Raw genomic sequence first — 24,683 nt, forward strand, 5'->3', positions numbered from 1 at the left:
AATTTCTATTTCTTAACCTTATTAAATATTGCTATAATGTATCCCAATGTGAGGAATGCACCAGGAGGCAAGATGAATACCAGAATGTTAGTAGTCTCAGGCAACAAGGCGATGCCAAAGATACTGCCTGCCCCTAAAATCTCACGGGCACAACCAAGAAGCGTCAAGGCAAGGGTGAATCCCAAACCGCAACCTACTCCATCTACCAAACTGGACAGAGGCGAGTTCTTTGCTGCAAAACTCTCTGCACGGCCCAAGATGATACAGTTTACGACAATCAGCGGAATATAGATACCCAAAGCCTGGTTGATGCTATCTGGAGCATAAGCACTCATTACCATCTGAAGGATTGTAACGAAAGCTGCAATCACTACGATAAACACAGGGATGCGAACCATATCCGGAGTAATCTTCTTGATACAAGAAATTACAAAGTTGGTACAAATCAGCACTGCCATAGTAGCTAATCCCATAGAGAGACCATTGATGGCGCTGGTTGTTGTAGCCAAGGTAGGACACATACCGAGAAGCAACACGAAGGTTGGATTCTCCTTGATGAGTCCGTTCATCAAAATCTTAACATTACTCATATCGGCTTATCCTTTCTTTTCATTTTGTTCAACTTTTGCTGCATCACCCTCACCTTCGGCATGCTTGGTAGCACCACTCTCACCATCTACCTGCTTACCGGAATAGACCTTGTAAGCCTGATTGATGGCTTTAAGGAAAGCACGGCTGGTAATTGTAGAAGCAGTTATCGCATCTACAGCATTGCCACTCTTATCATCCTTACTTACGTGAAGGTCGCCATCCTTTGGAGTCATACCAATAACACTACCCTTTCCGTCTTTCTGGAACCATGTGGCAGCCTTAGCTCCCAAGCCAGGAGTCTCAGAAGCCTGAAGAATGGTATAACCTAAGATCTTACCTTCGGTATCGAAACCAACAAGTACCTTCACATCGCCACCGAAGCCACCGGTTGTACTCTCTACGGCAGTACCCAACTGCTTGCCACTCTTGTCTGAACAATTATGAAGTACAAAAGTAAACTCCTTACCACCAAACTCCTGCTTCACCTCTTGAGGAGCTGCCACCTGAAGTTGATCAGTACCCATCACGCTTTTGATACCAGCAGCCAGACTCTGTTCATCCTTTTCAGCAATAGGACCAGAAGTAAGATGATTGATATAAGCAAGAACGGCACCTACGATGAGCGCTACGCCCACCAGAACAAGCACCATGTTCTTTAATGATGATTCTAATTTCTGCATGTCTCAGTCCTCCTTATTTCTTAGCAGGCTTCTCACCGAAGCGCTTTGGTTTAACATATGTGTTAATAAGAGGTGTGAACGCATTCATGATTAGAATGGCGAACGACATACCTTCTGGATAGCTACCCCAGTTGCGGATAATGATGGTCAGAAGACCGATACAAACTCCATAAATGAGCATACCCTTATGAGTCATTGGAGAGGTAACATAATCAGTTGCCATAAAGATGGCACCGAGCATCAAACCTCCACTTAAAATGACTGCAAATGGATTGGCATAAACAGGGTTAGCCAAGTGCATCAGACCGCTAAATACAAATACGGTAGCGATGATGCTGACAGGAATATGCCAGGTGATAACCTTCTTCCAAAGCATGTAAGCCAAACCAAGCAAGAGAGCGACAGCACAAACTTCACCAGTAGTACCAGCTCCAAACGTATCGCCAGTTGCTCCGAAAAGCAAACTCAAAGAATCAGGCAACTGATTCAGAAGAGAAGCATCACCAGTCTTGATGGCTGTCTTCATAATCGCCAATGGTGTTGCACCTGTTGTAGCATCAGTATAGCTGAGCATCTGTCCAGCTACTGGCCATGAAGTCATCTGGGCAGGGAAACTGACGAGCAGGAAGCAACGACCTACCAACGCAGGATTGAAAGGATTGTTACCCAAACCGCCGAAAGTCATCTTACCTACACCGATGGCAAACAAGGCACCGATAATAATGATCCAAAGAGGAAGGTTACTTGGCAAGTTCATGCCGAGCAGAAGACCGGTGATAATAGCAGAACCATCAAGCAAACTAGTCTCCTCCTTTAGGAGATATTTTGTAATTGCCCACTCAAAGAAAACGCAGGCTGCCACTGAGGTAAGCAGTACAACTACTGAACCTAAGCCGAAGAAATAGATAGAGGCGAGAATGGCAGGCACGAGAGCGATAATCACACCGTACATATTCTTCTCCACGCTCTCATTTCCATGGGCATGTGGCGATAATGAAACGATTAATTTTCCCATTTTATCTTTTAAATTCTTTCGTAAATGAATTTTCTTTAGATTCTTTTCTCAATGAAATTCCTTCTTGATGCGAATGAAATTTCTTCTTGACGTGAATGATTACTTCTTAGCGCTACGAGCTCTGATGATACCCATCACAGCAGCCTTACCATTGATGATATTATCAAGGATAGGACGATGAGAAGGACAAGTAAACTGGCAAGAACCGCAAGCGATACAAGAAGTTACCTCCTCTGCCTCCAGGCGCTCATAATCCTTCACTACGCTCAATGTAGCAAGTAAGTATGGCTCCAATCCCATAGGACAAGCATCCACACACTTGGCACAACGGATACATGGCTGAGCTTTCTTGCGATGAGCATCAGCATCACTCAATACGGTGATTGAGTTAGTACCCTTGGTTACAGGTACATCGAGGCTAATCACGGCCTTACCCATCATCGGACCACCAGCCAACACCTTATTATCACCCTCTGGCAAACCGCCACAGTTTTCAATCATCTGAGAGAATGGAGTTCCCATACGTACGAGGAAGTTTCCTGGATTCTTCACCTGCTTACCAGTAACGGTGGTATAGCGTTCGAAGAGAGGTTTATTCTTCATAACTGCCTGATAAACAGCAAAGGCAGTACCTACATTCTGAACTATTGCTCCAACATTGACAGGGATTGCAGGAGGAGCAGGAACCTGACGACGGATAACTGCATCCACCAACTGTTTCTCACCACCTTGAGGATACTTCTTTGCGAGTGGTACTATCTCGATACGAGAATCGCCAGCAGTCTTCTCTTCAAAGAGTTTGATAGCAGCAGGCTTGTTATCTTCGATACCAATGTAACCCTTCTTCACCTTAGCAGCCTTCATCAGGAGATTAAGACCTACGAGAATCTCATCAGCATGCTCCATCATCAGACGATAGTCGGCTGTAATATAAGGCTCACACTCAACACCATTGATAATCACACATTCAGCCTTAGCTCCTGGAGGAGGACAAAGTTTGATGAAAGTAGGGAAACCAGCACCACCCATACCAGTAACACCTGCCACCTTGATGCGATTGACAATCTCCTCTGAAGTCAATTCTGCGTGAGCTTCCAAAGTCTCAAGTTTGTCTGAGCGGTCAATACTCTCCTCCCATTCATCACCTTCTACATTAATAATAATACAAGGCTTACGATAACCTGTAGCATCAATAGACGTATCAACCTTGAATACAGTTCCTGATACAGAGCTGTAAATAGGAGCACTCACGAAACCACCAGCCTCTGCGATGAGAGTACCTACTTTCACCTTGTCACCCTTAGCAACAACTGGTTTAGCAGGAGCACCAATGTGCTGTCCAAGTGGGAAAATAGCCTGCTTAGGGAGAGGAGCTACCTGAGTAGCCATCTCGGCAGTAATTTTATTCTCTTCTGGGTGAACTCCACCAATTCTAAATGTTCTCAAATTCATGATTTAGTCCTCCTTCTTTACTTCTGAAGTCTCTGCCTGAGGAGCTACAACTGGAGCTTCTGCTTTAGGAGCTGCAACTGGAGCATCTGCCTGAGGAGTAACATCAGCAGCTGGCTTTGCCTTCTTAATTGGGAAATTTACTTTCACGAGTGCACCTGTAGGGCATTCGTCAACACACTTTGTACACATGCGGCACTTGTTGAAGTCAACATAAGCCACGTTGTTTTCGATTGTGATAGCATCGAACTTGCAGACTTTCTGACACTTACCGCATCCGATACAAGCAACACTACAAGCTTTCTTTGCTACAGCGCCCTTGTCGTGATTTACGCACTGAACGTAAACACGGCGTCCCTTAGGACCCTTCTTGCGGAGTTCGATGATGTGACGTGGACAAGCCTTAGCACAAGCGCCGCAACCCGTACATTTTTCTTCATCAACCTCAGGAAGGCCTGTTTTTGGATTGATCGCAATCGCACCAAACTGGCAAGCAGCAACACAATCACCACAACCCAGACAACCGAATCCGCAGCCAGTCTCACCAGCACCACAGGAATTCATTGCTGCACAAGTGTGCAAACCATCATACTCGGCGATGCGAGGACGATTCTCGCAAGAGCCATTACAACGCACTACGGCCACCTTCGCCTCAGTGTTAGCCACTGCGATACCCAAAAGGTCAGCCACTTTGCCCATCACGTCAGCTCCACCTACAGGACACATCAATCCTTCGATAGAACCGGCATCAGCACCCTTGACAAGGGCAGCGGCCATACCAGAACAACCGGCAAAACCACAACCACCACAATTAGCACCTGGCAGGATTTCTCCCACCTGTCCAAGTCTCGGGTCTTCTTTGACGGCAAATTTCTTGGATACTCCAAAAAGAACCAATGCAGCAACAAGCGCAATGGAACCAAGGACCAAGATTGCAATCACGATAAAATTCATAATTATAATTTGTTTTAGTTATTTATCCGAAATTACTTATTTCAGGTTCATTACTTATATGATTATTCTCTTGCTCTTTACTTACTATTCCAATGTGAACGACAACTTTTCCTTCAGCTTATCCTTCAACAGAAACAGAGCCATATAATAAGGAAAGAGGATTCCCAAAGAAGAAAGTGCAGCAATGCCCTCACCTGCCCCACAGGCTATGACAAGAACCAAAGTTACAACCATCAGGACCAATGGTAATATATAACCATAGATACTTGCCCGAAAGCCAACTGACATATCAGCCACCACTACTACATGATCACCGATTTTGTATTTCGATTGAACGCCAGGTTGGTTTACCTCAATAATCTTCTCTTTTGTCTCAGAAGAATTACAGTGAGAAGCAACCTTGCAGCCACTACAGGCGGAGGATTGTAGAATACGTACTGATATACATTCTCCCCTGATAGCATTGATTATACCAGAATGTTTTATCTTATCGCTCATTTCTTTACTTAATTCATAATGTATGCCATAACTTGCAAATCAGTCTTTAATACCTACACATTGCAAAGTCGAGATAGCAAACTGTATTTGAATGCAAAGATAATACTTTATTCGGAAACTGCAAAATATTAGTAAAGTTTTTATACGAAAAAGAAGCGTAAACGTTTTCTGTTTATATTTTTTATAAGCAAAAACGAAAACTTTTGCCCATTTTGTGGTTTATTACGCTAATTATATGTACTTTTGCAACGGATAGGAAAAGTCATACACTATCCATATAATAATTAATTGAAGAATTAACAAACAGCACTGCAGAATGGTAAGTATGATGAGAAAGCGCTGTTAAAATAAACTATGCAATATGACAAAAACGAAGATAGAAATGCTGATATGCATGACATTGAGTCTGAATTCCGCAGGAGTTCAGGCGCAGAAAGGCGTTGAGCATTTCAACATCTCTTTATTCTGTAATACCGACTCCTTAAAAGGGGCCAATCTGAGCATCCTTACAAATGCCATCAAAAAAGATATGCAGGGAGTTCAGATTTCTGCATTAAACAACTTTGCTACCAAAGGAAATGGTATCCAGATAGGTATGCTCAGCAATGCATCCACTTCTACGTTCAAGGGGATCCAGTTGGCTGGAATTTCTAACGTTTCCATGGGAATGAAGCGCGGCATCCAATTGGCGGGAGCAGCCAATATCTGTTCCTCGTCCATGAGGGGAATTCAAACAGCAGTTTATAACTATGCTGATACCCTCAATGGTTCTCAAATAGGATTGTTCAATGCTTGCATCAGCCATCCACGAGGTGTCCAGATTGGCATCATCAACTATAGCAGAGACACGGTGGCTCACAAAATTGGTCTGGTCAATGTTAATCCCAAGACCCGCATTGACTTGCTGAGCTATATCGGAACCTCAACAAAACTGAACATGGCTCTCAGATTCAGAAATCGCAGTACCTATAATATAATAGGTATCGGAACTCATTACATGGGACTCGACAGCAAGTTCTCTGGAGCACTTTTCTATCGCATCGGACAGTATTTTCAACTGAATCCAAAATTCTCTCTGAGCGGCGATTTGGGATATTATCATGTGGAGACTTTTGAAGAACATTCATCAGAAAAGCCAAAAAGACTCTTCTCTCTCCAAGCACGCCTGAACGCAGACTATCAATTGGGCCACTACAGTTCGCTTTTTGCATCGGTAGGTTATGGAGACACCCGATATTACCACCATGCCCAGCACTATCGCAACCGTTTGCTGCTGGAAGGCGGTATTGCATTCAGACTTGTCAGAAATGGGGCTTTGGAAAATCAAAAAAAAGAAGAAAAAGCCAACATCATAGAATCGCTGACCTTAGGCAATAAACAAGCAGACCAATATCTCCCAGCAACCGATAGTCTGATGCAGGTTTATGCAGCCAATGACCCATCCCGCCAGAAGAAACATCCATGGAAAGCTGCGCTGGAAGCTTTTGCCATCAATATGGGCGTACAATGCTTTGACCAATTTGTGATGAATGAAGATTTTGCAAAAATCTCTCTCCACAGTATCAAGCACAACATCCAGAACGGATTTGTATGGGATAATGACCAATTCTCTACCAACCTGTTTGCTCACCCCTATCATGGAGGTCTGTACTTTAATGCTGCAAGAAGCAACGGCATGAATTTCTGGCAATCCATCCCCTATTCTTTCTGTGGAAGTCTGATGTGGGAGACGACCTGCGAGATAGAACCGCCTGCTATCAATGACCTGATGGCAACAACCATGGGAGGAGTGTGCATCGGTGAGGTCACACACCGCATCAGCAATCTGGTATATGATGACCGCCAGAGAGGATTCAGTCGATTTCTGAGAGAATTTCTTGGAGCCATAGTCTGTCCTATCAAAGAGTTGAACCGTATCATCAGCGGTGATGCCTGGAGAGTAAGGGGCAAATACTATAAATACCATGACTACGAGAAATTACCCGTTGACTTTTCCATTTCTGCAGGTTACCGCTATCTGGCAGATAACAATTCTCTTTTCAGGGGTGAGGGAAATCCATATATCAATCTGAACTTAGTATATGGTGATGCTTTCAAGGAAGAAACGAACAAACCGTTCGATTATTTCACCACGGATCTGACTTTCGGATTGAGCAACAACCAACCGCTCATTACGTCAGTACACTTGTTAGGAAGACTGTGGGGAGCACATGTTATCGAGAAAGATGATTTGAAGGTGCTGTTCGGTATCTTCCAGCACTTCAACTATTATGACTCCCAACCTGTAAAGGACGGAACCAGTGAGGTTCCATACCGCATATCAGAAGCCGCTTCAGTAGGACCAGGAATCTTATGCAGTTATCCTACCATCGGAAATTTGACCAAACTGGAACAGAGCATCTTCATAGACGGCATCATTCTCGGTGGAAGCCTGACCGACTACTATAACATCATAGACAGAGACTACAATATGGGTAGCGGATACAGCGTGAAGATGAATAGTTTCATGGAATTTGGAAAAGTGGGAAGTATCAGACTCGGTGCAGATTACTATCGCATCTTCACCTGGAAAGGGTATGAGCAGAAAGACTGGGAAAATACCGACCCACTCTACCTGAACGCTCAGGGCGATAAGGGAAATGCGTCACTGCTTGTTACAAACGCTAAGATGTTCTTCAATCTCTCGAGACATCTGAGTTTTGAAATGGGAGCATCTTATTATCTGAGATATACATATTATTCGTATCATGAAAATGTAAAATCCCGAACTTTTGATCTCAATATCGGGCTACGATACAAGATATAAAAAACAGTTAAAACCTTAAAGGGTATAAAGTATAAAAAAGGATGGCACTAAAAATAAAGAAGATATAAGGATGGCACTATAACAAGAAACAAAAAGGTGCTTTAAAATGAAACATGAAAAAAGGAGACAAGCGGTGAGCTTATCTCCTTTTTTATTTAGAATGAATGTTTCCTTGAAATCATCAAGATTACTACATATTTTCTTAAATACTCAAGACAAACATTTAATTGTTGACACTACCGCCAACAATATCAAGCAATTCATTTGTAATGGCCTGTTGACGACTCTTGTTGTACTGCAAGTTGAGTTCGCGCAAGAGTTCATCGGCATTATCCGTAGCAGTTTGCATAGCCACCATTCGAGCAGCATGTTCGCTGGCTAAGCTATCCAGCAAAGCTGTGAATATCATCAGATGCAAATGCTTAGGAATCAGCACGCTCAGTACAGTATTCAAATCCGGCTCTACGATGAAATCATCATTCAGCGGTTTTGCTTCTGTAGTTTGGCGCTCTTGATCTTCCTGTTTCTTGCGGAGATATTCTTGAGCTTTGGCTGTAGCAATATTGGAAGTCAGATCACGGTCGTTATCTTCACCAATAGCCTCCGTAGAGAGGTCGATTGGCAAAAATGTCTTGCGGGTAAGAATCTGAGAACCAGCACTTTTGAAATGATGATAAATCATTTCTACTCGGTCCAGTTCACCTGCCACATATTTTTTGGCCAGTTCCTTTGCAATAGCAGCGCATTCACTGGAATTTGGCTTTTCAGCAAGCTCTGTAAAATCACCTGCAATATGAAGTCCCAATTTCTGCGCCTTCTCAGCAACCTTTCTACCGATAGGATAAACCGTAATGTCGTCAATGCCTTGAGCTTTATACTCATCCACAGCATGCATCATCATCTTAATGATATTGGAATTGAATCCACCGCAAAGCGAACTATTCGAACTGTAAACCACAAGAGCAACGCGCTTAACCAACTTATGCTCTACTTCCAATTCACATTGAACAGAAGGAGTACTGACTAAGAAACTCTTGAGAATATGTTCTAGCATATTCTCATAAGGTAACATGTTCTGTATAGCAACCTGAGCATGATGCAACTTACTGGATGCCACCATCTTCATAGCACTCGTAATTTTACGGGTGCTATTGACGCTGGCAATACGAGTTTTTATCTCTTTTAATGACGGCATAGGCTATTACACTTTATATTGTCCAGCTACATTTGCCATGGTCTCCTCGACAACCTTGATGCAGTCGTCGGTGAGTTTACCATCTGCCAAAGTTTCTATGACATCAGCGTGCTGGCTGCGCATAGCGTCGAGGAACTGATCCTGACACTCACGAACCTTATCCATAGGCACGTCGTGCATCAAACCATGAACACCACAATAGAGAATAGCCACCTGCTCGCCTACTGGCATAGGGCGATACTGAGGCTGTACCAACAGTTGGTCGTTCTTACGACCACGGTCCAAGGTCATCGCTGTCACAGCATCCATATCGCTGGAGAACTTAGAGAAAGCCTCCAACTCACGATACTGAGCCATATCAATCTTCAAGGTACCTGCCACCTTCTTCATACTCTTAATCTGAGCAGAACCACCTACACGGGATACAGAGATACCTACGTTGATAGCTGGGCGGAAGCCCTGGTTGAAGAGGTCGGTCTCCAGGAAGATCTGACCATCGGTAATAGAAATTACGTTGGTTGGGATGTATGCTGAAACGTCACCAGCCTGAGTCTCAATGATAGGAAGGGCAGTCAAAGAACCACCACCCTTTACCTTGCCCTTCAAGCACTCTGGCAGGTCGTTCATCTGCTCAGCTACCTCCTGCTGGTCGTTGATACGAGCAGCACGCTCCAACAGACGAGAGTGGAGATAGAATACATCACCAGGGTAAGCCTCACGTCCTGATGGACGGCGGAGAATCAAGGATACCTCACGATAAGCCACAGCCTGCTTACTCAAGTCATCATATACTACGAGGGCTGAGTAACCGCGGTCGCGGAAGTACTCACCGATGGCTGCACCGGCGAATGGTGCGTAATACTGCATGGCTGCAGGATCAGCAGCAGTAGCACTTACAATAATAGTATATGGCAAAGCGCCATGCTCCTTGAGGTTCTGTACCAATGCTGCAACGGTAGATGCTTTCTGGCCGATGGCTACATAGATACAATATACAGGCTTGCCTGCCTCATAGAAACTCTTCTGGTTGATGATGGTATCCACTGCGATGGCAGTCTTACCGGTCTGACGGTCGCCGATGATCAACTCACGCTGTCCACGACCGATAGGAATCATGGAATCGACAGCCTTCAAACCTGTCTGAAGAGGCTCCTTCACTGGCTGACGATAGATCACACCAGGAGCCTTACGATCCAGAGGCATCTCGAAAGCGCCGGTGAGATCGATATCACCCTGGCCATCGATAGCCTGACCCAGAGGGTTAACGACACGACCTAAGAAGTTGTCGTTCACGCGGATAGAAGCGATACGGTGAGTACGCTTCACGCTCTGTCCCTCCTTGATGCCAGCAGTAGGACCCAGGAGGACACAACCCACGTTGTCTTCCTCGAGGTTCATGACGATGGCCATCGTGCCGTTCTCGAACTCAAGAAGCTCATTAGCCTCTGCATTACGAAGACCATAGATACGAGCCACACCATCACCGACGGTGAGCACAGTACCAACTTCGTCAAACTGCTGAGCGCCATTTACCTCCTGTAGTTGTTGCTGAAGAACTTCAGACACCTCACTTGGTTTAATTTTATCTGACATTGTTATTTAAAATTTAAAATTTGAATTTAGAAATATATGAAGGGAAAAGCACCAGAGTAGTACACTCTTCGTTTTTCACACTTCACTTATCTCTTACTTTTTAAGCTGTGTCAGAATGTTTGTGAGCTTTGTTTTCACGCTCGCATCCATTCTATAAGTATCATACTCAAGGATGAAGCCACCGATGATTTCAGGGTTCACCTCTGTTTTGAACTCCACAGTACCTTGCGTTCGCTGCTCCACCATCTGGCGCATTTTCTGCTCAGTTTCAGGAGCTACTGCTGTGGCGGTAATCAGCTTACCACGGATGATGTTCTTCTGTTTCCTGTAAAGAGTGATATACGAAGCAGCCATGAATTGCAGGGTGCTCTCCCTATCCTCTTTCAGTACAAGAGCAACGAACTTCTTACTGAGGTCTGAAGGTTTTTCACCTAAAGCAGTCGTGAGAAGTGTCTGTTTCTTATCCTTAGAAAGCATAGGGTTGTCTATCGTAAATCTCAGTTCAGGCACGTCGATGTAGCTCTTGTAGAGCGTCTGCATCTCCTGGTACACCTGATCTTCGAGCTTCATGCCGGTAGCTGCCTTGATAAGAGCACGGGCATAACGCACCGATATTACACCTATATCCATAAGCTTTACTATTTGTTATCAGAAGAAACCTCGTCCAGCAGTCGATTTATCAAATCCATCTGTGCTTTATCGTCAGAGAGTTTTGCTTTGAGCACCTTCTCTGCTATTTGAACAGAGAGTTCTGCAACCTGTCCACGGATTTCACGAATAGCATTCTGCTTTTCGTTCTCAATCTGAGTCTTGGCATCAGAAAGAAGACGAGCGCCCTCTTCGCGGGCCTTGTCCTGTGCTTTCTCTACGATGGCATCACGGGTTTCAGCAGCCTCTTTCAGAATGGCAGCCTGCTTCTCGCGAGCTTCCTGCAAGATGGATTCACCTTCTTTTTGGATATTGGCAAGCTTTTCATTGGCTTCGTGAGCTTTACGCAAACTCTCATCGATGTAGGCCTTTCGGTCGTTCACCATCTTGATGATGGCTGGGAATCCAGCCTTCCAAAGGATAATGAAGACGATGATAAAGACCAACGTCATCCAGAAAAGCAAACCGCTATCAGGAATCAATAAATCCATATATACTGGTTAAAGTTTTACTTAAACGTTTTTTAATTAACTAACTCTTTTTGAGCCACCGTTCTCCGTCCTCAATCTTATTTAAAAACAAATATTGAGAACGGCAAACTGTGACAGCAAAATATTACATTACGATAGCCAAGATGGCAATGATGACTGCGAAGAACGCAACACCCTCAACCAACGCAGCTGCGATAATCATAGAAGAACGGAGATCGCCCATCTTCTCTGGCTGACGAGCCATGGCGTCCATAGCCTGGCCACCAATGCGACCGATACCAATACCTGCGCCAATAGCGGCCAAACCTGCACCTACTGCGGCACCCAACTTTGCAATCTCTGCTGCTAATAAAAGTGATAACATAATCTTAATAATTTAAGTTGTTAATATTTTCTTTATTTAATGTTTAATTGAATGTAGATTCCGTAATTATAAATTACTTCACTACCTCTGGCTCAGCCTCATGAGACTTTACATGAGCCAGCGAGATGAATACTGCACTCAGCATGGTGAATACCAATGCCTGAATGTAGCTTACCAATACTTCGAGGAGCATCATAAAAGCGCTCATCGCAACACTTACTATTGTCATACCCGTACCTGCCACATAGTTGGCGATAGCATTCTCACTGATGTTGAACATGATGAAAATGATAGCCGCAAACGAAAGTGCGATGGCGTGACCCGCCATCATGTTGGCGAAGAGTCGGATAATCAGAGCCAGCGGTTTCGTAAAGATTCCGAAAAGCTCGATGAATGGCATCAGTGGCACTGGCACCTTCAACCACGTTGGTACCTCCGGCCAGAAGATTTCCTTCCAGTATTCCTTGGTACCGGTGAAGTTGGTAATCAGGAATGTCGTTACACCGAAGAATACGGTGCAGGCGATATTACCCGTCAGGTTACCACCACCTGGAGGGAATGGTACGATACCCATGATATTCGCCACGAAGATAAAGAAGAAGCAAGTAAGCAACCATGGTGCGTACTTTGGGGCTTCCTTACCCAGTGTGGCCTCAATTACATCGGTATATACCGACATGATGAACATGTGCATCAGTCCCACAAATCCCTTTGGTGCAGGGTCATCCACCTTGTGGTTCCTGCACCAGCGGGCTGGTATCAGGACACAGAGCAACAGGATGATAGCATCGATGAAGAGCACGCAAACGGTCTTCGTGATGGAGATGTCGAGAGGACGAACCTCCTGGCCTCCCACCTTCTCTACTATCTTGTTGGGATTCGCCTGCGCATCAGCGTTCTTGATCACCAGGTTGAAAGGTCCTGGACGGTCTCCATTGGCATCCTTCTCTTCCGAGAATTCGCTGCTACAGAAGACGTGCCAGCCCGTTGAGCTCTTCACGATGATAGGCAGATGAATCACTACGGGATGGTCTCCCACCTTTGTGATATGCCATTCATAAGAATCCTTGATATGACCCCACAATATCTCTTTCACGTCGATGTTTTCCTTGGCCGATACCTGCAGAGGTGCCAGCGTGAAAAGCAGCATCGCCATCAAGAGGAATTGCTTGAGATGTTTCATATTCTTTAATTCTTATTTTTAATTTATTAATCTGTTTGTCTCAAAGTCGCTTAAGAAAGACGACCTTTTTTCTCTACCCGAGTGAAATAAACGCAATCGAATACGAGAAGAACTATATAGAAAAGAGCAAAGATAGCTGTAAAGCCTAATATGTTCTGCTTATCACATACAAGTACGTAGATGAGAAACACCAAGATTCCAGCCATCAACTTCACAACCAAAGCCGCCAAGTAAAACTTGGCAAGATTTGCAGGTGAAGACTTTGCTATCGCTTTCCATGCTTCACTGTAAGCAGTACTTGCAACAAGCGAGAACAACGCACTCACAATCAGAGGATTAACCACCTGAGCAATTATATCTTCGCATTGAGCAGACAATCTGCAGGCAAAAAGTATGACCAAGGCCACACCCGCTGTCAACCAGAGCGAAATCTGTTTATACTTGATATCAACTTGCCTGATATATTGCAAGCGCATCTTTTCTTCCTTTTCCATATCTATACTTCTACACAGAGGCTTACTTCGTTTTTCTTACATTCCACGAATCCACCCTGTATGTTCATCACTTGCTTGCCTTCCTTGGTAGTGTATTCCACCTTGCCTATTTCAAGCGAGGAGATAATAGGAGCGTGATCGTTGAGAATCTCGAATGAACCGAGAGTTCCAGGAACCAGAACGCTCTCCACTTCACCTTGGAAGACTATTTTCTCGGGAGAAACTATCTTAAGTTTTAACATAATCTTTAACTTTGAATTTTGAACTTTGAACTTTGAACTTTATAATAACCCAATATTGCTATCGAATTCTTCATTCTTCGTTCTTCACTCTTCACTAAAGACTACGCCTGTGCTGCTGCAAGCAACTGCTTAGCCTTCTCCTTTGCGTCCTCGATAGTACCTACGTTGAGGAAAGCCTGCTCAGGCAGGTCATCCACCTCGCCGTCGAGGATAGCATTGAAGCCCTTGATAGTCTCTTCGATAGGTACCATCACACCCTTCAAACCGGTGAACTGCTCTGCTACGGTGAATGGCTGACTCAAGAAACGCTGTACACGGCGTGCACGGTTCACGGTCAACTTATCCTCATCAGAAAGTTCATCCATACCGAGGATGGCGATGATATCCTGCAACTCATTGTAACGCTGCAACAACTGTTTTACTCGCTGTGCACAATCGTAATGTGCCTTGCCGACGATCAGTGGATCGAGGATACGAGAGGTAGAACCTAATGGATCTACAGCAGGATAGATACCGAGAGAAGCAATCTTACGTGAAAGCTCTGTGGTAGCATCCAGGTGGGTAAATGTAGTAGCTGGAGCAGGGTCGGTCAAGTCATCGGCAGGCACATAAACAGCCTGTACAGAGGTGATGGAACCATTCTTGGTAGAAGTGATTCGCTCCTGCATAGCACCCATCTCGGAAGCCAATGTTGGCTGATAACCTACGGCTGATGGCATACGACCCAACAGCGCAGAAACCTCAGAACCAGCCTGGGTGAAACGGAAGATGTTATCGATGAAGAACATGATATCGGCAGCCTCACCATTCTTACCACCATGATCACGGAATTCCTCGGCTACGGTCAAACCAGAAAGCGCTACAGAAGCACGTGCCCCCGGTGGCTCATTCATCTGACCATACACCAGGGTAGCCTGACTCTTGGCAAGTTCCTCTGGGTCAACGAGGGAAAGATTCCACTTACCCTCTTCCATGGCTTTACGGAACTTCTCGCCATACTTGATAACACCTGACTCAAGCATATCTCGAATCAAGTCGTTACCCTCACGAGTACGTTCACCTACACCAGCGAATACGGAGTAACCGTTGTGTCCCTTGGCGATGTTGTTGATCAACTCCATGATAAGCACAGTCTTACCTACACCAGCACCTCCGAAAAGTCCAATCTTACCACCCTTCATATAAGGCTCGAGCAAGTCGATCACCTTTATACCGGTAGCAAGCATCTCCTTGTGGGTTGACAGTTCGTCAAACTTAGGAGCTTCGCGATGGATAGGATAAGCGCCCTTCATGTCCAATTCTTTCATACCATCAATAGGCTGTCCGATGACATTCATCATACGACCTTTGATTTGCTCGCCTGCAGGCATCACGATTGGGCTGCCCGTAGAGACAACCTCCAAGCCACGCTGCAAGCCGTCGGTGTTGTCCATAGCGACACAGCGTACTGTGTCCTCACCGATGTGCTGCTGCACCTCGATGACCAATTCGCGTCCGTCAGGACGTTGCACCTTTAGAGCTTCATGAATCTTTGGAAGCACCTTCTCAGGGTTCTCGCCCTTGATATCGAAATAAACGTCGATAACAGGACCGATAATCTGCGAAATGCGTCCGTTAATTTGTGACATAAGCTATAAGTTTAAATTTATTTATTATTATAGTTGTTATCTTATTTAACGACCCTGCAAAAGTAACAACAATTTAAGAAAACTCCAAATAAAAATGAAGTTTAATTCTCCTTTAAACCATTTTTAGTGCCGTTTAAATCATTTTTACTTTTACATTGATTCTCAAAACCTTGAATGTTGAGTGTTTTTTCAGATTTCTTTTCAGAAACCCACACTCAACATTCGGCTTTGACATCATCAAGTTTAGATGCTCAATTCATCAAGCACCTTGATCAATTTACGGTCAAATGGTTTGTCTGAGCGGATAGCTTCTGACAATGGAACATAAACAACCTCATTATTACGCACACCAATCATGACATTTCTCTGTCCCTGTATGATGGCTTCTATAGCACCACAACCTGTACGGGAAGCAAGGATTCTGTCACGGGCAGAAGGACGACCGCCACGCTGCAAGTGACCTAAGATAGAAACACGCACATCAAACTCTGGGAACTCCTTGCGTACACGGTCTGCATAGTAGAGTGCACCACACTTAGGACTTTCAGAGACGATAACGATACAACTCTTCTTAGATTTACGGATACCACGCTCCATAAACTGAGCCAACTGGTCAACATCCGTACTGTCTTCAGGAATGATAGCAGCCTCTGCACCACTTGCGATAGCACTGTTCTGTGCCAGGAAACCAGCATCACGTCCCATTACCTCAATGAAGAAAATACGCTCATGGCTCTGGGCGGTATCACGGATACGGTCCACACATTCCACGATTGTATTCATGGTAGTATCATAACCGATTGTATTATCTGTTCCATAAAGGTCATTATCAATAGTACCAGGGAGGCCAATGCAGCAAACATCAAATTCGCGGGCGAAATTCATCGCACCAGTCAGCGAACCATTACCACCGATAACCACAAGGGCATCGATTTCTTCTTTCTGAATGGTCTCGAAAGCCTTCTGACGACCTTCTTCTGTCATAAATTCCTTAGAACGAGCTGTTTTCAGTATAGTACCACCTGTACCGATGATACCACTCACATTTTCTGTGGTAAAAGTCTTGATCTCATCATTGATAAGACCATCATAACCACGATAGATACCCTTTACGTTGAAACCATTGTAAATTGCAGCACGAGTTACCGCACGGATAGCTGCATTCATTCCTGGAGCATCACCTCCAGAGGTCAAAATACCTATAGTTTTAATTTTTGCCATAACTATATACCTTATTATATTATTATATGTTTATTCTGAATTAGTTTTATCTGAATTTATATTCAGTTTTATTCTGATTACGTGCCTTTCACGCAATGTGAATGCTTTTCATATTTTTATTCTCATTTTCCAGAGTATAAGAATACTCTTTTATCAAAATATAAGAATAAGGATAAATTCTTTAAATCAACAAACACGTAGCTCCCGAAACAAGATTGTGTGAGAGCCAGAGGATGGCAAGTCCAATAACGCCACCCAAAAGAGCCTTCCAACCAACATTACGGAAGAACCAAGTAATGCGCATCCGCTCCATTTTCATCAGAGCCAATCCACTTACCGTACCAATACCCAATACATTTCCACCTGCCATGACACAATAAGCAATCACCTGCCAATACAAGCCATTGCAACTGTAATCTGTCATCCCTTCCAACAATTCATTCTGCAAAGGAAGATCAGGCAAAGAGAAGAAATTGATGGCTGTAGCGAAATTATCCAAAACTGTACTGATAACACCTGCCACCACACCATGTGTCCACACACTCGGATTCTGCTCATCCACACCCAGATACTCAGTCAGCGCATTGAAAGCACCAGTTTCCTTCACCACAGCAACCGCCATCATGATTCCCATTACAAAAAGAATCATCTGAATGACTCCATACTGCAACACACGAGGTGTACGACGATCCACCATGGCATCCATATTCATGAGCTTACGGTTGAAAATCTCATTTACCACCCACAAAATAGCGAGAACACAGAGTGCACCCAAGAATGGACTCAGTTTCGTAATATTATGGAATGTAGGAATAAACCATAATCCACCTATACCAACAAAAAGCATCACGAGGCGCTGCCAAACATTCAGACGAGTATCATCGCCTCTGTAGGGCATCACAATCCACTCCGTTTCTACCCTTTCCGGCAACTGTTTGGAAATCATATAAGTAGGAATCAGCCAGGCTGCCAGACAAGGCAAAAACAACGCCATAGAGAAAGCTGTAGCCGTAACCAAACCTCCATTCCAAAGCACCAGACCTTCAGGATTTCCAATCACAGTCAAAGCACCACCGCAATTGGCAGCCAGCAATATAGCACTGCCATAAAACATACGCTGACGACGACTCGGGATAATGCCATGCATAATCGTAAGCATCATCACAGTAGTCGTGAGATTATCAAGATTGGCAGATATAATAAAGGTAACTATTGCTAAAGTCCACAGCATTTTCTTGCTTTTACGGGTACGCAAAAGTTGGCTGATAAAATCAAAGCAACCATTATTATTCAAGATCTCAACAATAGTCATAGTAGATAAAAGGAAGAGTACGATTTCAGCCGCTCTTCCCACGTATGGCAGAAAGACAAAACGTGAAATGAAATTCTTGACAGCGACACTATTGTCAGGAATAATATTCCATTCATCGGCATGCAGATAGTTAGAAAATTCATACGCATGCTGACTGGTCACGAAGTCCATACCAAAGCAAATATAGAGTACCCATCCTACCGTTCCCGCGAAAATCGCAACGGCAGCACGGTTAACTTTGGTAACATTCTCCGTCGCAATGAGGAGACAACCAATCAAAAATATGCCTACAATGACTAATGTCATAACTATTATCTTTACATTTCGAACGCAAAGATAACAATTATTCTTAATATAACGACAAATCGAATGGATTTTTTTACCGGTTTTAACGGAAAAGTAATAATTTACGAGTATATTGTTACACATTTGCCACATACGGTTAGCAATATCGCCCCTTTACCGTTTCAACCGTGCCATTATTTTTTCAATAAGATGCGTCTTGGTTTTGATGATGTACAAACTGAAACAAACATTCATCGCAGAAAAGACGAAAGCAGCCAGCCAATAATAGAAGTTCAAATCTACCGAAACAACAACAGTCAATGCAAAAAGACAAAACAACGTTTCAATACCCATATAGAGGTAAGCACTTTTAGAAATTGCCATAGAATAATAAATCCTGCTAAAGAAACACACAGCTATGGCCTCCACAAAATAAGCAAGAACAATACCAATTCCCATACCCGTAAGACCATATAAATTGAAACCAATAATCTCAAAAACAAAAAGAAGCACTACGGCAAAAGTCTCCTGCCCCAAGAACACAAAAGACTGCCCTTTGGATAACGGAAGATATTCTATAGGAAGATACACGGCACGGAACAACATGCTGACAGCAGCAAATTGCGCCATCAGAAGAATGCCCATAAAACTCTTATCGTAAAGCAGAGGAATCAAAATAGGCAAACCAAAAATCAGCATGATGATAAAAGGAGATATCAGAAGCGTATTCACCTCTATCTGACGGTTAACACAGGCATTCAGTTCACTTCCTTTTCCTTTAATACACGATAATCTCGGATAATAATCAGATTCCATAGCTGAAAAAACGAGACCACCATACACCAAAACCAGCGTAGAGCAGGCATTAAACAGACCCACCTCTTCCAAATCTCCCACATTATTAAGATAGGTGCGTACTAAGAACTCAGCGCCACTATTGATGACACCGGAGAGAACAAACGCAATTCCTAATCTGATGACATGAACACCGGACTTCAAATAGCTACGTCTTAGTGATATTAAATAAGGATAATACCTTAAAGAATAGCGCATTACACACACCAATTGAACAAACGCTTGAAAGTTTAGCACAAAGACGATTCCCGCCTGTCCCCACAGATAATATACAGGAGCAGATATGATCAAAGACGCTGCAACAACATAAAGAGAAGAATAGGCCAAAGCCTTCAATTGACGGGTAGCCTTCAGCACGGCCATTTCCCCGCCAACAAGAATAGTCAATCCAACCGTTGGTGCTAATAACATGTAATGAAGCGTATGATTACCCCAAGTAAAAGTCCAGTTATTGAAAAGTGGTCCTAAACATACACACACCAGCACGCCCAAAACAGCAGTCAGAAGTACCCACGAGCGAATCAGCTTGATAGATTCAAGTAATTGTTTAGGAGCACGGTCATAATTCTCTGATATTTCGTGTACTGCGCTTGTAGGAATACCAAAAGAAGTAGCAGAAACCATCATATTGATAGTGGAATTCAACAGAGAGACCATTCCCATACCATTTGGCCCCAAGAACAAAGCAGCGAACTTGTTGCGTACAATACCAACAAGCACACTAAGTCCCTGTACACCGCCAAGAATGCCGGTGTATTTGAGAATATGAGAGTAGCTATCTTCTTTTTCTTTATTTTCCATCTATTATAAAACGCTAACCTAAAAGAAATATTGCCTTAAGCAGCAATAATATTCCTTCTACGCCCATCAACTATCTATCTATCATCAATGAGTATCTGCACCCAAGCAGTTTTTATAGAGTATATTTCATATATATAATAAGGTAAAATAGGAAATAGCCCCATTTTATAGCCCAAAAATGTTAAAATACAATAAATATCAGCATTTATATCTCTCCAAATTGGGTTATTCCGCCAAAAATGAGTAATTTTGCGCCCGATTTATATAATTCACATAAAGTCTAACTTTATTAATTTTTAATTTTTTATTTAATTTTATGTCAGATTTAAAGAACGTAAAGCCATTGGACGACTTCAATTGGGACGAGTTTGAGAATGGCGGCAGCGCAAACGTCAGCAAAGAGGACCTCGAGAAGGCCTATGACGAAACTCTTAACAAAGTAACTGAACATCAGGTTGTAGAGGGTACTGTAATCTCTGTTGATAAGAAAGAGGTTATCGTAAACATCGGTTACAAGAGCGACGGTATTATCCCAGCTTCTGAATTCCGTTACAACCCAGACTTGAAGGTAGGTGACAAGGTTGAGGTTTATGTAGAAAACCAGGAAGACGTTAAGGGTCAGTTGGTTCTCTCTCACAAGAAGGCTCGCTTGAGCAAGTCTTGGGAGCGTGTTAACGAGGCTCTTGAGAACGAGGAAGTTATCCAGGGTTATATCAAGTGCCGCACTAAGGGCGGTATGATTGTTGACGTTTTCGGTATCGAAGCTTTCTTGCCAGGAAGCCAGATTGACGTTCACCCTATACGCGACTACGATATCTTCGTAGGCAAGACAATGGAGTTCAAGGTTGTAAAGATCAACCAGGAGTTCCGCAATGTTGTTGTATCTCACAAGGCTCTCATCGAGCAGGAGTTGGAGCAGCAGCGTAAAGAAATCATCGGTAAGCTCGAGAAGGGTCAGATCCTCGAAGGTACTGTTAAGAACATCACTTCTTACGGTGTATTCGTTGACCTCGGCGGCGTAGATGGTTTGATTCACATCACAGACCTCTCTTGGGGCCGCGTAAGCGATCCACACGAGGTTGTAACACTCGACCAGAAGATCAACGTTGTTATCCTCGACTTCGATGAGGAGAAGAAGCGTATCGCTCTTGGTTTGAAGCAGTTGACTCCACACCCATGGGATGCTTTGGATGCTAACTTGAAGGTTGGTGACCACGTTAAGGGTAAGGTAGTCGTTATGGCTGATTACGGTGCATTCGTAGAGATTGCTCCTGGTGTAGAGGGTCTTATCCACGTATCTGAGATGTCTTGGAGCCAGCACTTGCGTTCTGCTCAGGACTTCATGAAGGTAGGTGACGAGGTTGAGGCTGTTATCTTGACACTCGACCGCGCTGAGCGTAAGATGAGCCTTGGTATCAAGCAGTTGAAGGAAGACCCATGGGAGACCATCGAGGTTAAGTACCCTGTAGGTAGCAAGCACACTGCAAAGGTTCGCAACTTCACTAACTTCGGTATCTTCGTAGAGCTCGAGGAAGGTGTTGATGGGTTGATCCACATCTCCGACCTCTCTTGGACTAAGAAGGTTAAGCACCCATCTGAGTTCACAACAGTAGGCGCTGACATCGACGTAGTAGTTCTCGAGATTGATAAGGAGAACCGTCGTTTGAGCCTTGGCCACAAGCAGTTGGAGGCTAACCCATGGGATGAGTACGAGGCAATCTATACTCCTGGTTCTATCCACAAGGGTACCATCACTGAGATGATGGATAAGGGCGCTGTAGTTGCTCTCGCAGAGGGTGGCGAAGGCTTCGCAACTCCAAAGCACCTCACTAAGGAGGATGGCTCAATGGCTAAGAAGGGCGAGGAGCTCGACTTCAAGGTTATCGAGTTCGTTAAGGAGACAAAGCGTATCATCCTCTCTCACTCTCGTACATTCGAGGAGGGCAAGGACGATGTTAAGCCAGCAGCTCCACGCAAGCACAACAACGCAGGTCGCAAGAATGAGGCTGCAGCTATCAACAACGTAGCAGCAGGTACTTCACTCGGTGATATCGACGCACTTGCTAAATTGAAGGCTCAGATGGAGGGTAAGGCTTAATCATTAGCCTTTCGCTTCAATTTGAATCGCATTCAATAACAATGCAAAATATTTTATCCCCGGTTCTTTGGAATCGGGGATTTTTTATCTCATCATTTTAATAAAAGTCCCCCTATTCTATTGATATTTCATAACAAAGTGAAAGCATATAAAAGAAAGTAGCTAATTGTTTGCAATTCAGGTACATCATATCATTTTTCCTCTTTTTTTATGCCAAAAAGAGAACAAATATGCATTTTAAGGGAAAAACATTTGGAAGTTACAAGTTTTCGTCGTAACTTTGCACCCGGTAAAAAAGATTATATTAATAGTTTATGAAATATTTTAAATTGATGGCCGCTGCAATGATTGGCAGCGCTACCCTCACTTCTTGTTTCAAGGATGAGCCTCTTAACGCAGAGTGCGATATTGAGCAGGCATATATTCATGTGGATAATCCGTTGGAAATATTCGCCAATTACACAGACACTATCGTAAAGGTTCTCTCCAACGAACAAGACATAACTTTCAACGTAAAAAGACATACAGACATAAGTAATATGGCACCATTATTCAGACTAACTGAAGGTGCAAAGATTACACCCGAAAATGGTTCTGTACATGATTTTACTAATGGTCCTATTATATATAAGGTTACTTCGCAGGATGGAGAATGGAATCGTTCTTATTCCGTATCATTTTCATTTCCACCTGTTGTTTACGAAGAAATGAAATATGACTTTGAGGAGTATTTCCTCAATGAGGTTAAACCTGTGAATAAATATTATGTATGGAGCGACAAAAACGATGACGGAACAAGAGCCAACAATTGGGCAACAGGTAATCCTGGATACAACTTAAGCGTAGGAAACACAGCCAAACCAAACGACTACCCTACTATTCCTATTCCTGCAGGTTCAGAAGGCACACTGGATGGTACTGCTTGCGTTAAACTAACGACAAGCGACACTGGTGGATTCGGAATGATGTACAAAATGCCTATTGCAGCAGGCAACTTATTCTTAGGTAAGTTCGACGCATCTCAAGCCATGAAGGATGCAATGAAAACTACTCAATTTGGTATTCCTGTGAGTTTCTTGCCAATCAGATTCAGCGGCTATTACAAATACCAAAGAGGTAATAAATTTACCGACAAAAAGAAGAGAGTTGTAGAGGGCAAATTGGATTATGGTACCATCTATGCTGTACTTTACGACAATCATAATGCGGAAGGAGAAGCCATCTTTCTTGATGGCAGCAACGTGCAAACAAGCGAACAAATAGTAGCCATAGCAAAGGTGCCAGACATTGATAATACACCAGAATGGACTCATTTTGACTTAGAGTTTGATAAAAGGAAGGAAATCGACATGGAGAAGCTCAAGAATATGGGCTACAGTTTAGCAATTGTATGTTCATCCAGCGTGGATGGTGCATCATTTATGGGTGCGATAGGTAGCACCTTATATGTTGATAAATTCCGTATAACATGTGAAAAGGGAGATGAATAAAATGAATAAAATTTCGATATTATCAATTCTGCTCATAACAGCAGCAAGCACACCAACTTTTGGTTGGACGAATCAATACGGAGAGGTAAAAAGTAACAGTCTCCTAAGAAACTACAGTTACTACGTAAGAGGTGGCTACAATTTGGGAGGAACAGCTCCTATAGGAATGCCTGCTACTATTCGCACCCTTCATAGCTATTCTGTTCGTCCTAATTTTATATTAGGTTTCGACGCATTCCACCCATTCAATGACAGTTGGGGAATCATGTTTGGTCTCCACTTTGAAAATAAAGGCATGAAAACAGATGCTGGCGTTAAGAATTACCACATGAAAATGAAATGTGGCGACAGAGAATTGGAAGGTATGTTCACTGGAAATGTAGTCACTAAAGTAGATCAAAGTTTGGCAACAATACCAGTACAAGCAACCTATGATATATCTGAAAAGGTAAGAATCAAGTTAGGTCCATATTTCTCTTATGTCACCTCACATAAATTTGACGGATATGCCTATGATGGCTATTTGCGTCAAGGTGATCCAACGGGAATGAAAGTTGAACTTGGTAACACAGATGGCGAACGTGGGGAATACGATTTTTCTGGAGATATGCGCAACTGGCAATTCGGTATTGACGTAGGTGCAGACTGGTACTTTTCTAAACGATGGGGAGGTTATGCTGGTCTGACATGGGGTCTTTCTGAAATCTTCAAGAAAAACTTTACAGTATTAGATCAATCATTATACCCTATCTACGGAACTATCGGTTTGATTTATCAATTGAAATAAAAA

Annotated in this window: 22 protein-coding genes; 4 read left to right on the forward strand and 18 right to left on the reverse strand. The window is 43.5% G+C overall.

Annotated features, from left to right (window positions below):
* Nucleotides 1–5: 5 nt before the first annotated feature.
* The 6 genes from rsxE to KUA50_RS04885 form a co-directional block, all read right to left on the reverse strand.
* Entirely contained in the window at nucleotides 6–590 is a 585-nt protein-coding gene (gene rsxE, locus KUA50_RS04860) for an electron transport complex subunit RsxE (protein WP_022111521.1), read from the reverse strand.
* 6 nt (nucleotides 591–596) lie between these two features.
* The gene (locus KUA50_RS04865) at nucleotides 597–1,271 is read right to left on the reverse strand and encodes an RnfABCDGE type electron transport complex subunit G (RefSeq protein WP_218457338.1); all 675 of its coding nucleotides are present in this window, start codon (nucleotides 1,269–1,271) and stop codon (nucleotides 597–599) included.
* 13 nt (nucleotides 1,272–1,284) lie between these two features.
* Nucleotides 1,285–2,286 carry an RnfABCDGE type electron transport complex subunit D gene (locus KUA50_RS04870; RefSeq protein WP_218457339.1) on the reverse strand — a complete coding sequence of 334 codons (1,002 nt, stop codon included), beginning with the start codon at nucleotides 2,284–2,286 and terminating at the stop codon, nucleotides 1,285–1,287.
* A gap of 99 nt (nucleotides 2,287–2,385) precedes the next feature.
* On the reverse strand, nucleotides 2,386–3,738 hold the full coding sequence (gene rsxC / locus KUA50_RS04875; RefSeq protein WP_218457340.1) for an electron transport complex subunit RsxC: 1,353 nt from the start codon (nucleotides 3,736–3,738) through the stop codon (nucleotides 2,386–2,388).
* A gap of 3 nt (nucleotides 3,739–3,741) precedes the next feature.
* Nucleotides 3,742–4,689 carry a Fe-S cluster domain-containing protein gene (locus KUA50_RS04880; protein WP_218457341.1) on the reverse strand — a complete coding sequence of 316 codons (948 nt, stop codon included), beginning with the start codon at nucleotides 4,687–4,689 and terminating at the stop codon, nucleotides 3,742–3,744.
* 84 nt (nucleotides 4,690–4,773) lie between these two features.
* On the reverse strand, nucleotides 4,774–5,187 hold the full coding sequence (locus KUA50_RS04885) for a SoxR reducing system RseC family protein (protein ID WP_022111526.1): 414 nt from the start codon (nucleotides 5,185–5,187) through the stop codon (nucleotides 4,774–4,776).
* Nucleotides 5,188–5,548: 361 nt separating this feature from the next.
* Here KUA50_RS04885 and KUA50_RS04890 point away from each other — a divergent pair, with 361 nt between their 5' ends.
* A complete protein-coding gene (locus KUA50_RS04890) occupies nucleotides 5,549–7,993 on the forward strand; it encodes a DUF3943 domain-containing protein (protein ID WP_218457342.1) in 2,445 nt (814 codons plus the stop codon).
* Between the two features lie 223 nt (nucleotides 7,994–8,216).
* On the opposite strand, the gene KUA50_RS04895 is transcribed toward KUA50_RS04890, so the two are convergent.
* The 12 genes from KUA50_RS04895 to KUA50_RS04950 all read right to left on the reverse strand — a co-directional run bounded on the left by KUA50_RS04895 (nucleotide 8,217) and on the right by KUA50_RS04950 (nucleotide 20,305).
* On the reverse strand, nucleotides 8,217–9,188 hold the full coding sequence (locus tag KUA50_RS04895; protein WP_218457343.1) for a F0F1 ATP synthase subunit gamma: 972 nt from the start codon (nucleotides 9,186–9,188) through the stop codon (nucleotides 8,217–8,219).
* A gap of 6 nt (nucleotides 9,189–9,194) precedes the next feature.
* A complete protein-coding gene (gene atpA / locus KUA50_RS04900) occupies nucleotides 9,195–10,781 on the reverse strand; it encodes a F0F1 ATP synthase subunit alpha (RefSeq protein WP_022111529.1) in 1,587 nt (528 codons plus the stop codon).
* 93 nt (nucleotides 10,782–10,874) lie between these two features.
* Entirely contained in the window at nucleotides 10,875–11,411 is a 537-nt protein-coding gene (locus KUA50_RS04905; RefSeq protein ID WP_022111530.1) for a F0F1 ATP synthase subunit delta, read from the reverse strand.
* Between the two features lie 8 nt (nucleotides 11,412–11,419).
* A complete protein-coding gene (gene atpF / locus KUA50_RS04910; RefSeq protein ID WP_022111531.1) occupies nucleotides 11,420–11,920 on the reverse strand; it encodes a F0F1 ATP synthase subunit B in 501 nt (166 codons plus the stop codon).
* Nucleotides 11,921–12,044: 124 nt separating this feature from the next.
* Nucleotides 12,045–12,284 carry an ATP synthase F0 subunit C gene (atpE, locus tag KUA50_RS04915; protein ID WP_006846851.1) on the reverse strand — a complete coding sequence of 80 codons (240 nt, stop codon included), beginning with the start codon at nucleotides 12,282–12,284 and terminating at the stop codon, nucleotides 12,045–12,047.
* 73 nt (nucleotides 12,285–12,357) lie between these two features.
* On the reverse strand, nucleotides 12,358–13,467 hold the full coding sequence (locus KUA50_RS04920) for a F0F1 ATP synthase subunit A (protein WP_022111532.1): 1,110 nt from the start codon (nucleotides 13,465–13,467) through the stop codon (nucleotides 12,358–12,360).
* 50 nt (nucleotides 13,468–13,517) lie between these two features.
* Nucleotides 13,518–13,961, reverse strand: coding sequence for a hypothetical protein (locus KUA50_RS04925; RefSeq protein WP_218457344.1), 444 nt, complete (start codon nucleotides 13,959–13,961; stop codon nucleotides 13,518–13,520).
* A gap of 2 nt (nucleotides 13,962–13,963) precedes the next feature.
* Entirely contained in the window at nucleotides 13,964–14,203 is a 240-nt protein-coding gene (gene atpC, locus KUA50_RS04930; RefSeq protein ID WP_022111534.1) for an ATP synthase F1 subunit epsilon, read from the reverse strand.
* Between the two features lie 101 nt (nucleotides 14,204–14,304).
* Nucleotides 14,305–15,831: a F0F1 ATP synthase subunit beta gene (gene atpD, locus KUA50_RS04935; protein WP_218457345.1), complete on the reverse strand. Its 1,527-nt coding sequence runs from the start codon at nucleotides 15,829–15,831 to the stop codon at nucleotides 14,305–14,307.
* Nucleotides 15,832–16,074: 243 nt separating this feature from the next.
* Nucleotides 16,075–17,052 (reverse strand): 6-phosphofructokinase, encoded by a 978-nt coding sequence (gene pfkA / locus KUA50_RS04940; protein ID WP_118115315.1) that lies wholly within the window; start codon nucleotides 17,050–17,052, stop codon nucleotides 16,075–16,077.
* A 181-nt stretch (nucleotides 17,053–17,233) separates the two neighbouring features.
* Nucleotides 17,234–18,670 (reverse strand): SLC13 family permease, encoded by a 1,437-nt coding sequence (locus KUA50_RS04945; protein WP_218457346.1) that lies wholly within the window; start codon nucleotides 18,668–18,670, stop codon nucleotides 17,234–17,236.
* A gap of 153 nt (nucleotides 18,671–18,823) precedes the next feature.
* Nucleotides 18,824–20,305, reverse strand: a complete 1,482-nt coding sequence (locus KUA50_RS04950; RefSeq protein WP_118115310.1) for an oligosaccharide flippase family protein — start codon at nucleotides 20,303–20,305, stop codon at nucleotides 18,824–18,826.
* A gap of 316 nt (nucleotides 20,306–20,621) precedes the next feature.
* On the opposite strand from KUA50_RS04950, the gene rpsA reads away from it, so the two are divergent.
* The 3 genes from rpsA (at nucleotide 20,622) to KUA50_RS04965 (ending at nucleotide 24,680) form a co-directional block, all read left to right on the forward strand.
* Nucleotides 20,622–22,403, forward strand: a complete 1,782-nt coding sequence (gene rpsA / locus KUA50_RS04955; protein ID WP_022111539.1) for a 30S ribosomal protein S1 — start codon at nucleotides 20,622–20,624, stop codon at nucleotides 22,401–22,403.
* A 314-nt stretch (nucleotides 22,404–22,717) separates the two neighbouring features.
* Nucleotides 22,718–23,893, forward strand: coding sequence for a PCMD domain-containing protein (locus KUA50_RS04960; RefSeq protein ID WP_218457347.1), 1,176 nt, complete (start codon nucleotides 22,718–22,720; stop codon nucleotides 23,891–23,893).
* On the forward strand, nucleotides 23,886–24,680 hold the full coding sequence (locus tag KUA50_RS04965; RefSeq protein WP_256624300.1) for a porin family protein: 795 nt from the start codon (nucleotides 23,886–23,888) through the stop codon (nucleotides 24,678–24,680). Before KUA50_RS04960 ends, KUA50_RS04965 begins: the two co-directional genes overlap by 8 nt.
* The last annotated feature ends 3 nt before the right edge of the window (nucleotides 24,681–24,683 follow it).

The sequence above is a fragment of the Segatella hominis genome (assembly GCF_019249725.2).
Taxonomy (GTDB): domain Bacteria; phylum Bacteroidota; class Bacteroidia; order Bacteroidales; family Bacteroidaceae; genus Prevotella.

Bases quoted from the DNA above. Each gene is read 5' to 3' on its own strand.
- rsxE (WP_022111521.1), bottom strand. From the start codon at position 590: ATGAGTAATGTTAAGATTTTGATGAACGGACTCATCAAGGAGAATCCA.
- KUA50_RS04865 (WP_218457338.1), bottom strand. From the start codon at position 1,271: ATGCAGAAATTAGAATCATCATTAAAGAACATGGTGCTTGTTCTGGTG.
- KUA50_RS04870 (WP_218457339.1), bottom strand. From the start codon at position 2,286: ATGGGAAAATTAATCGTTTCATTATCGCCACATGCCCATGGAAATGAG.
- rsxC (WP_218457340.1), bottom strand. From the start codon at position 3,738: ATGAATTTGAGAACATTTAGAATTGGTGGAGTTCACCCAGAAGAGAAT.
- KUA50_RS04880 (WP_218457341.1), bottom strand. From the start codon at position 4,689: ATGAATTTTATCGTGATTGCAATCTTGGTCCTTGGTTCCATTGCGCTT.
- KUA50_RS04885 (WP_022111526.1), bottom strand. From the start codon at position 5,187: ATGAGCGATAAGATAAAACATTCTGGTATAATCAATGCTATCAGGGGA.
- KUA50_RS04890 (WP_218457342.1), top strand. From the start codon at position 5,549: ATGACAAAAACGAAGATAGAAATGCTGATATGCATGACATTGAGTCTG.
- KUA50_RS04895 (WP_218457343.1), bottom strand. From the start codon at position 9,188: ATGCCGTCATTAAAAGAGATAAAAACTCGTATTGCCAGCGTCAATAGC.
- atpA (WP_022111529.1), bottom strand. From the start codon at position 10,781: ATGTCAGATAAAATTAAACCAAGTGAGGTGTCTGAAGTTCTTCAGCAA.
- KUA50_RS04905 (WP_022111530.1), bottom strand. From the start codon at position 11,411: ATGGATATAGGTGTAATATCGGTGCGTTATGCCCGTGCTCTTATCAAG.
- atpF (WP_022111531.1), bottom strand. From the start codon at position 11,920: ATGGATTTATTGATTCCTGATAGCGGTTTGCTTTTCTGGATGACGTTG.
- atpE (WP_006846851.1), bottom strand. From the start codon at position 12,284: ATGTTATCACTTTTATTAGCAGCAGAGATTGCAAAGTTGGGTGCCGCA.
- KUA50_RS04920 (WP_022111532.1), bottom strand. From the start codon at position 13,467: ATGAAACATCTCAAGCAATTCCTCTTGATGGCGATGCTGCTTTTCACG.
- KUA50_RS04925 (WP_218457344.1), bottom strand. From the start codon at position 13,961: ATGGAAAAGGAAGAAAAGATGCGCTTGCAATATATCAGGCAAGTTGAT.
- atpC (WP_022111534.1), bottom strand. From the start codon at position 14,203: ATGTTAAAACTTAAGATAGTTTCTCCCGAGAAAATAGTCTTCCAAGGT.
- atpD (WP_218457345.1), bottom strand. From the start codon at position 15,831: ATGTCACAAATTAACGGACGCATTTCGCAGATTATCGGTCCTGTTATC.
- pfkA (WP_118115315.1), bottom strand. From the start codon at position 17,052: ATGGCAAAAATTAAAACTATAGGTATTTTGACCTCTGGAGGTGATGCT.
- KUA50_RS04945 (WP_218457346.1), bottom strand. From the start codon at position 18,670: ATGACATTAGTCATTGTAGGCATATTTTTGATTGGTTGTCTCCTCATT.
- KUA50_RS04950 (WP_118115310.1), bottom strand. From the start codon at position 20,305: ATGGAAAATAAAGAAAAAGAAGATAGCTACTCTCATATTCTCAAATAC.
- rpsA (WP_022111539.1), top strand. From the start codon at position 20,622: ATGTCAGATTTAAAGAACGTAAAGCCATTGGACGACTTCAATTGGGAC.
- KUA50_RS04960 (WP_218457347.1), top strand. From the start codon at position 22,718: ATGAAATATTTTAAATTGATGGCCGCTGCAATGATTGGCAGCGCTACC.
- KUA50_RS04965 (WP_256624300.1), top strand. From the start codon at position 23,886: ATGAATAAAATGAATAAAATTTCGATATTATCAATTCTGCTCATAACA.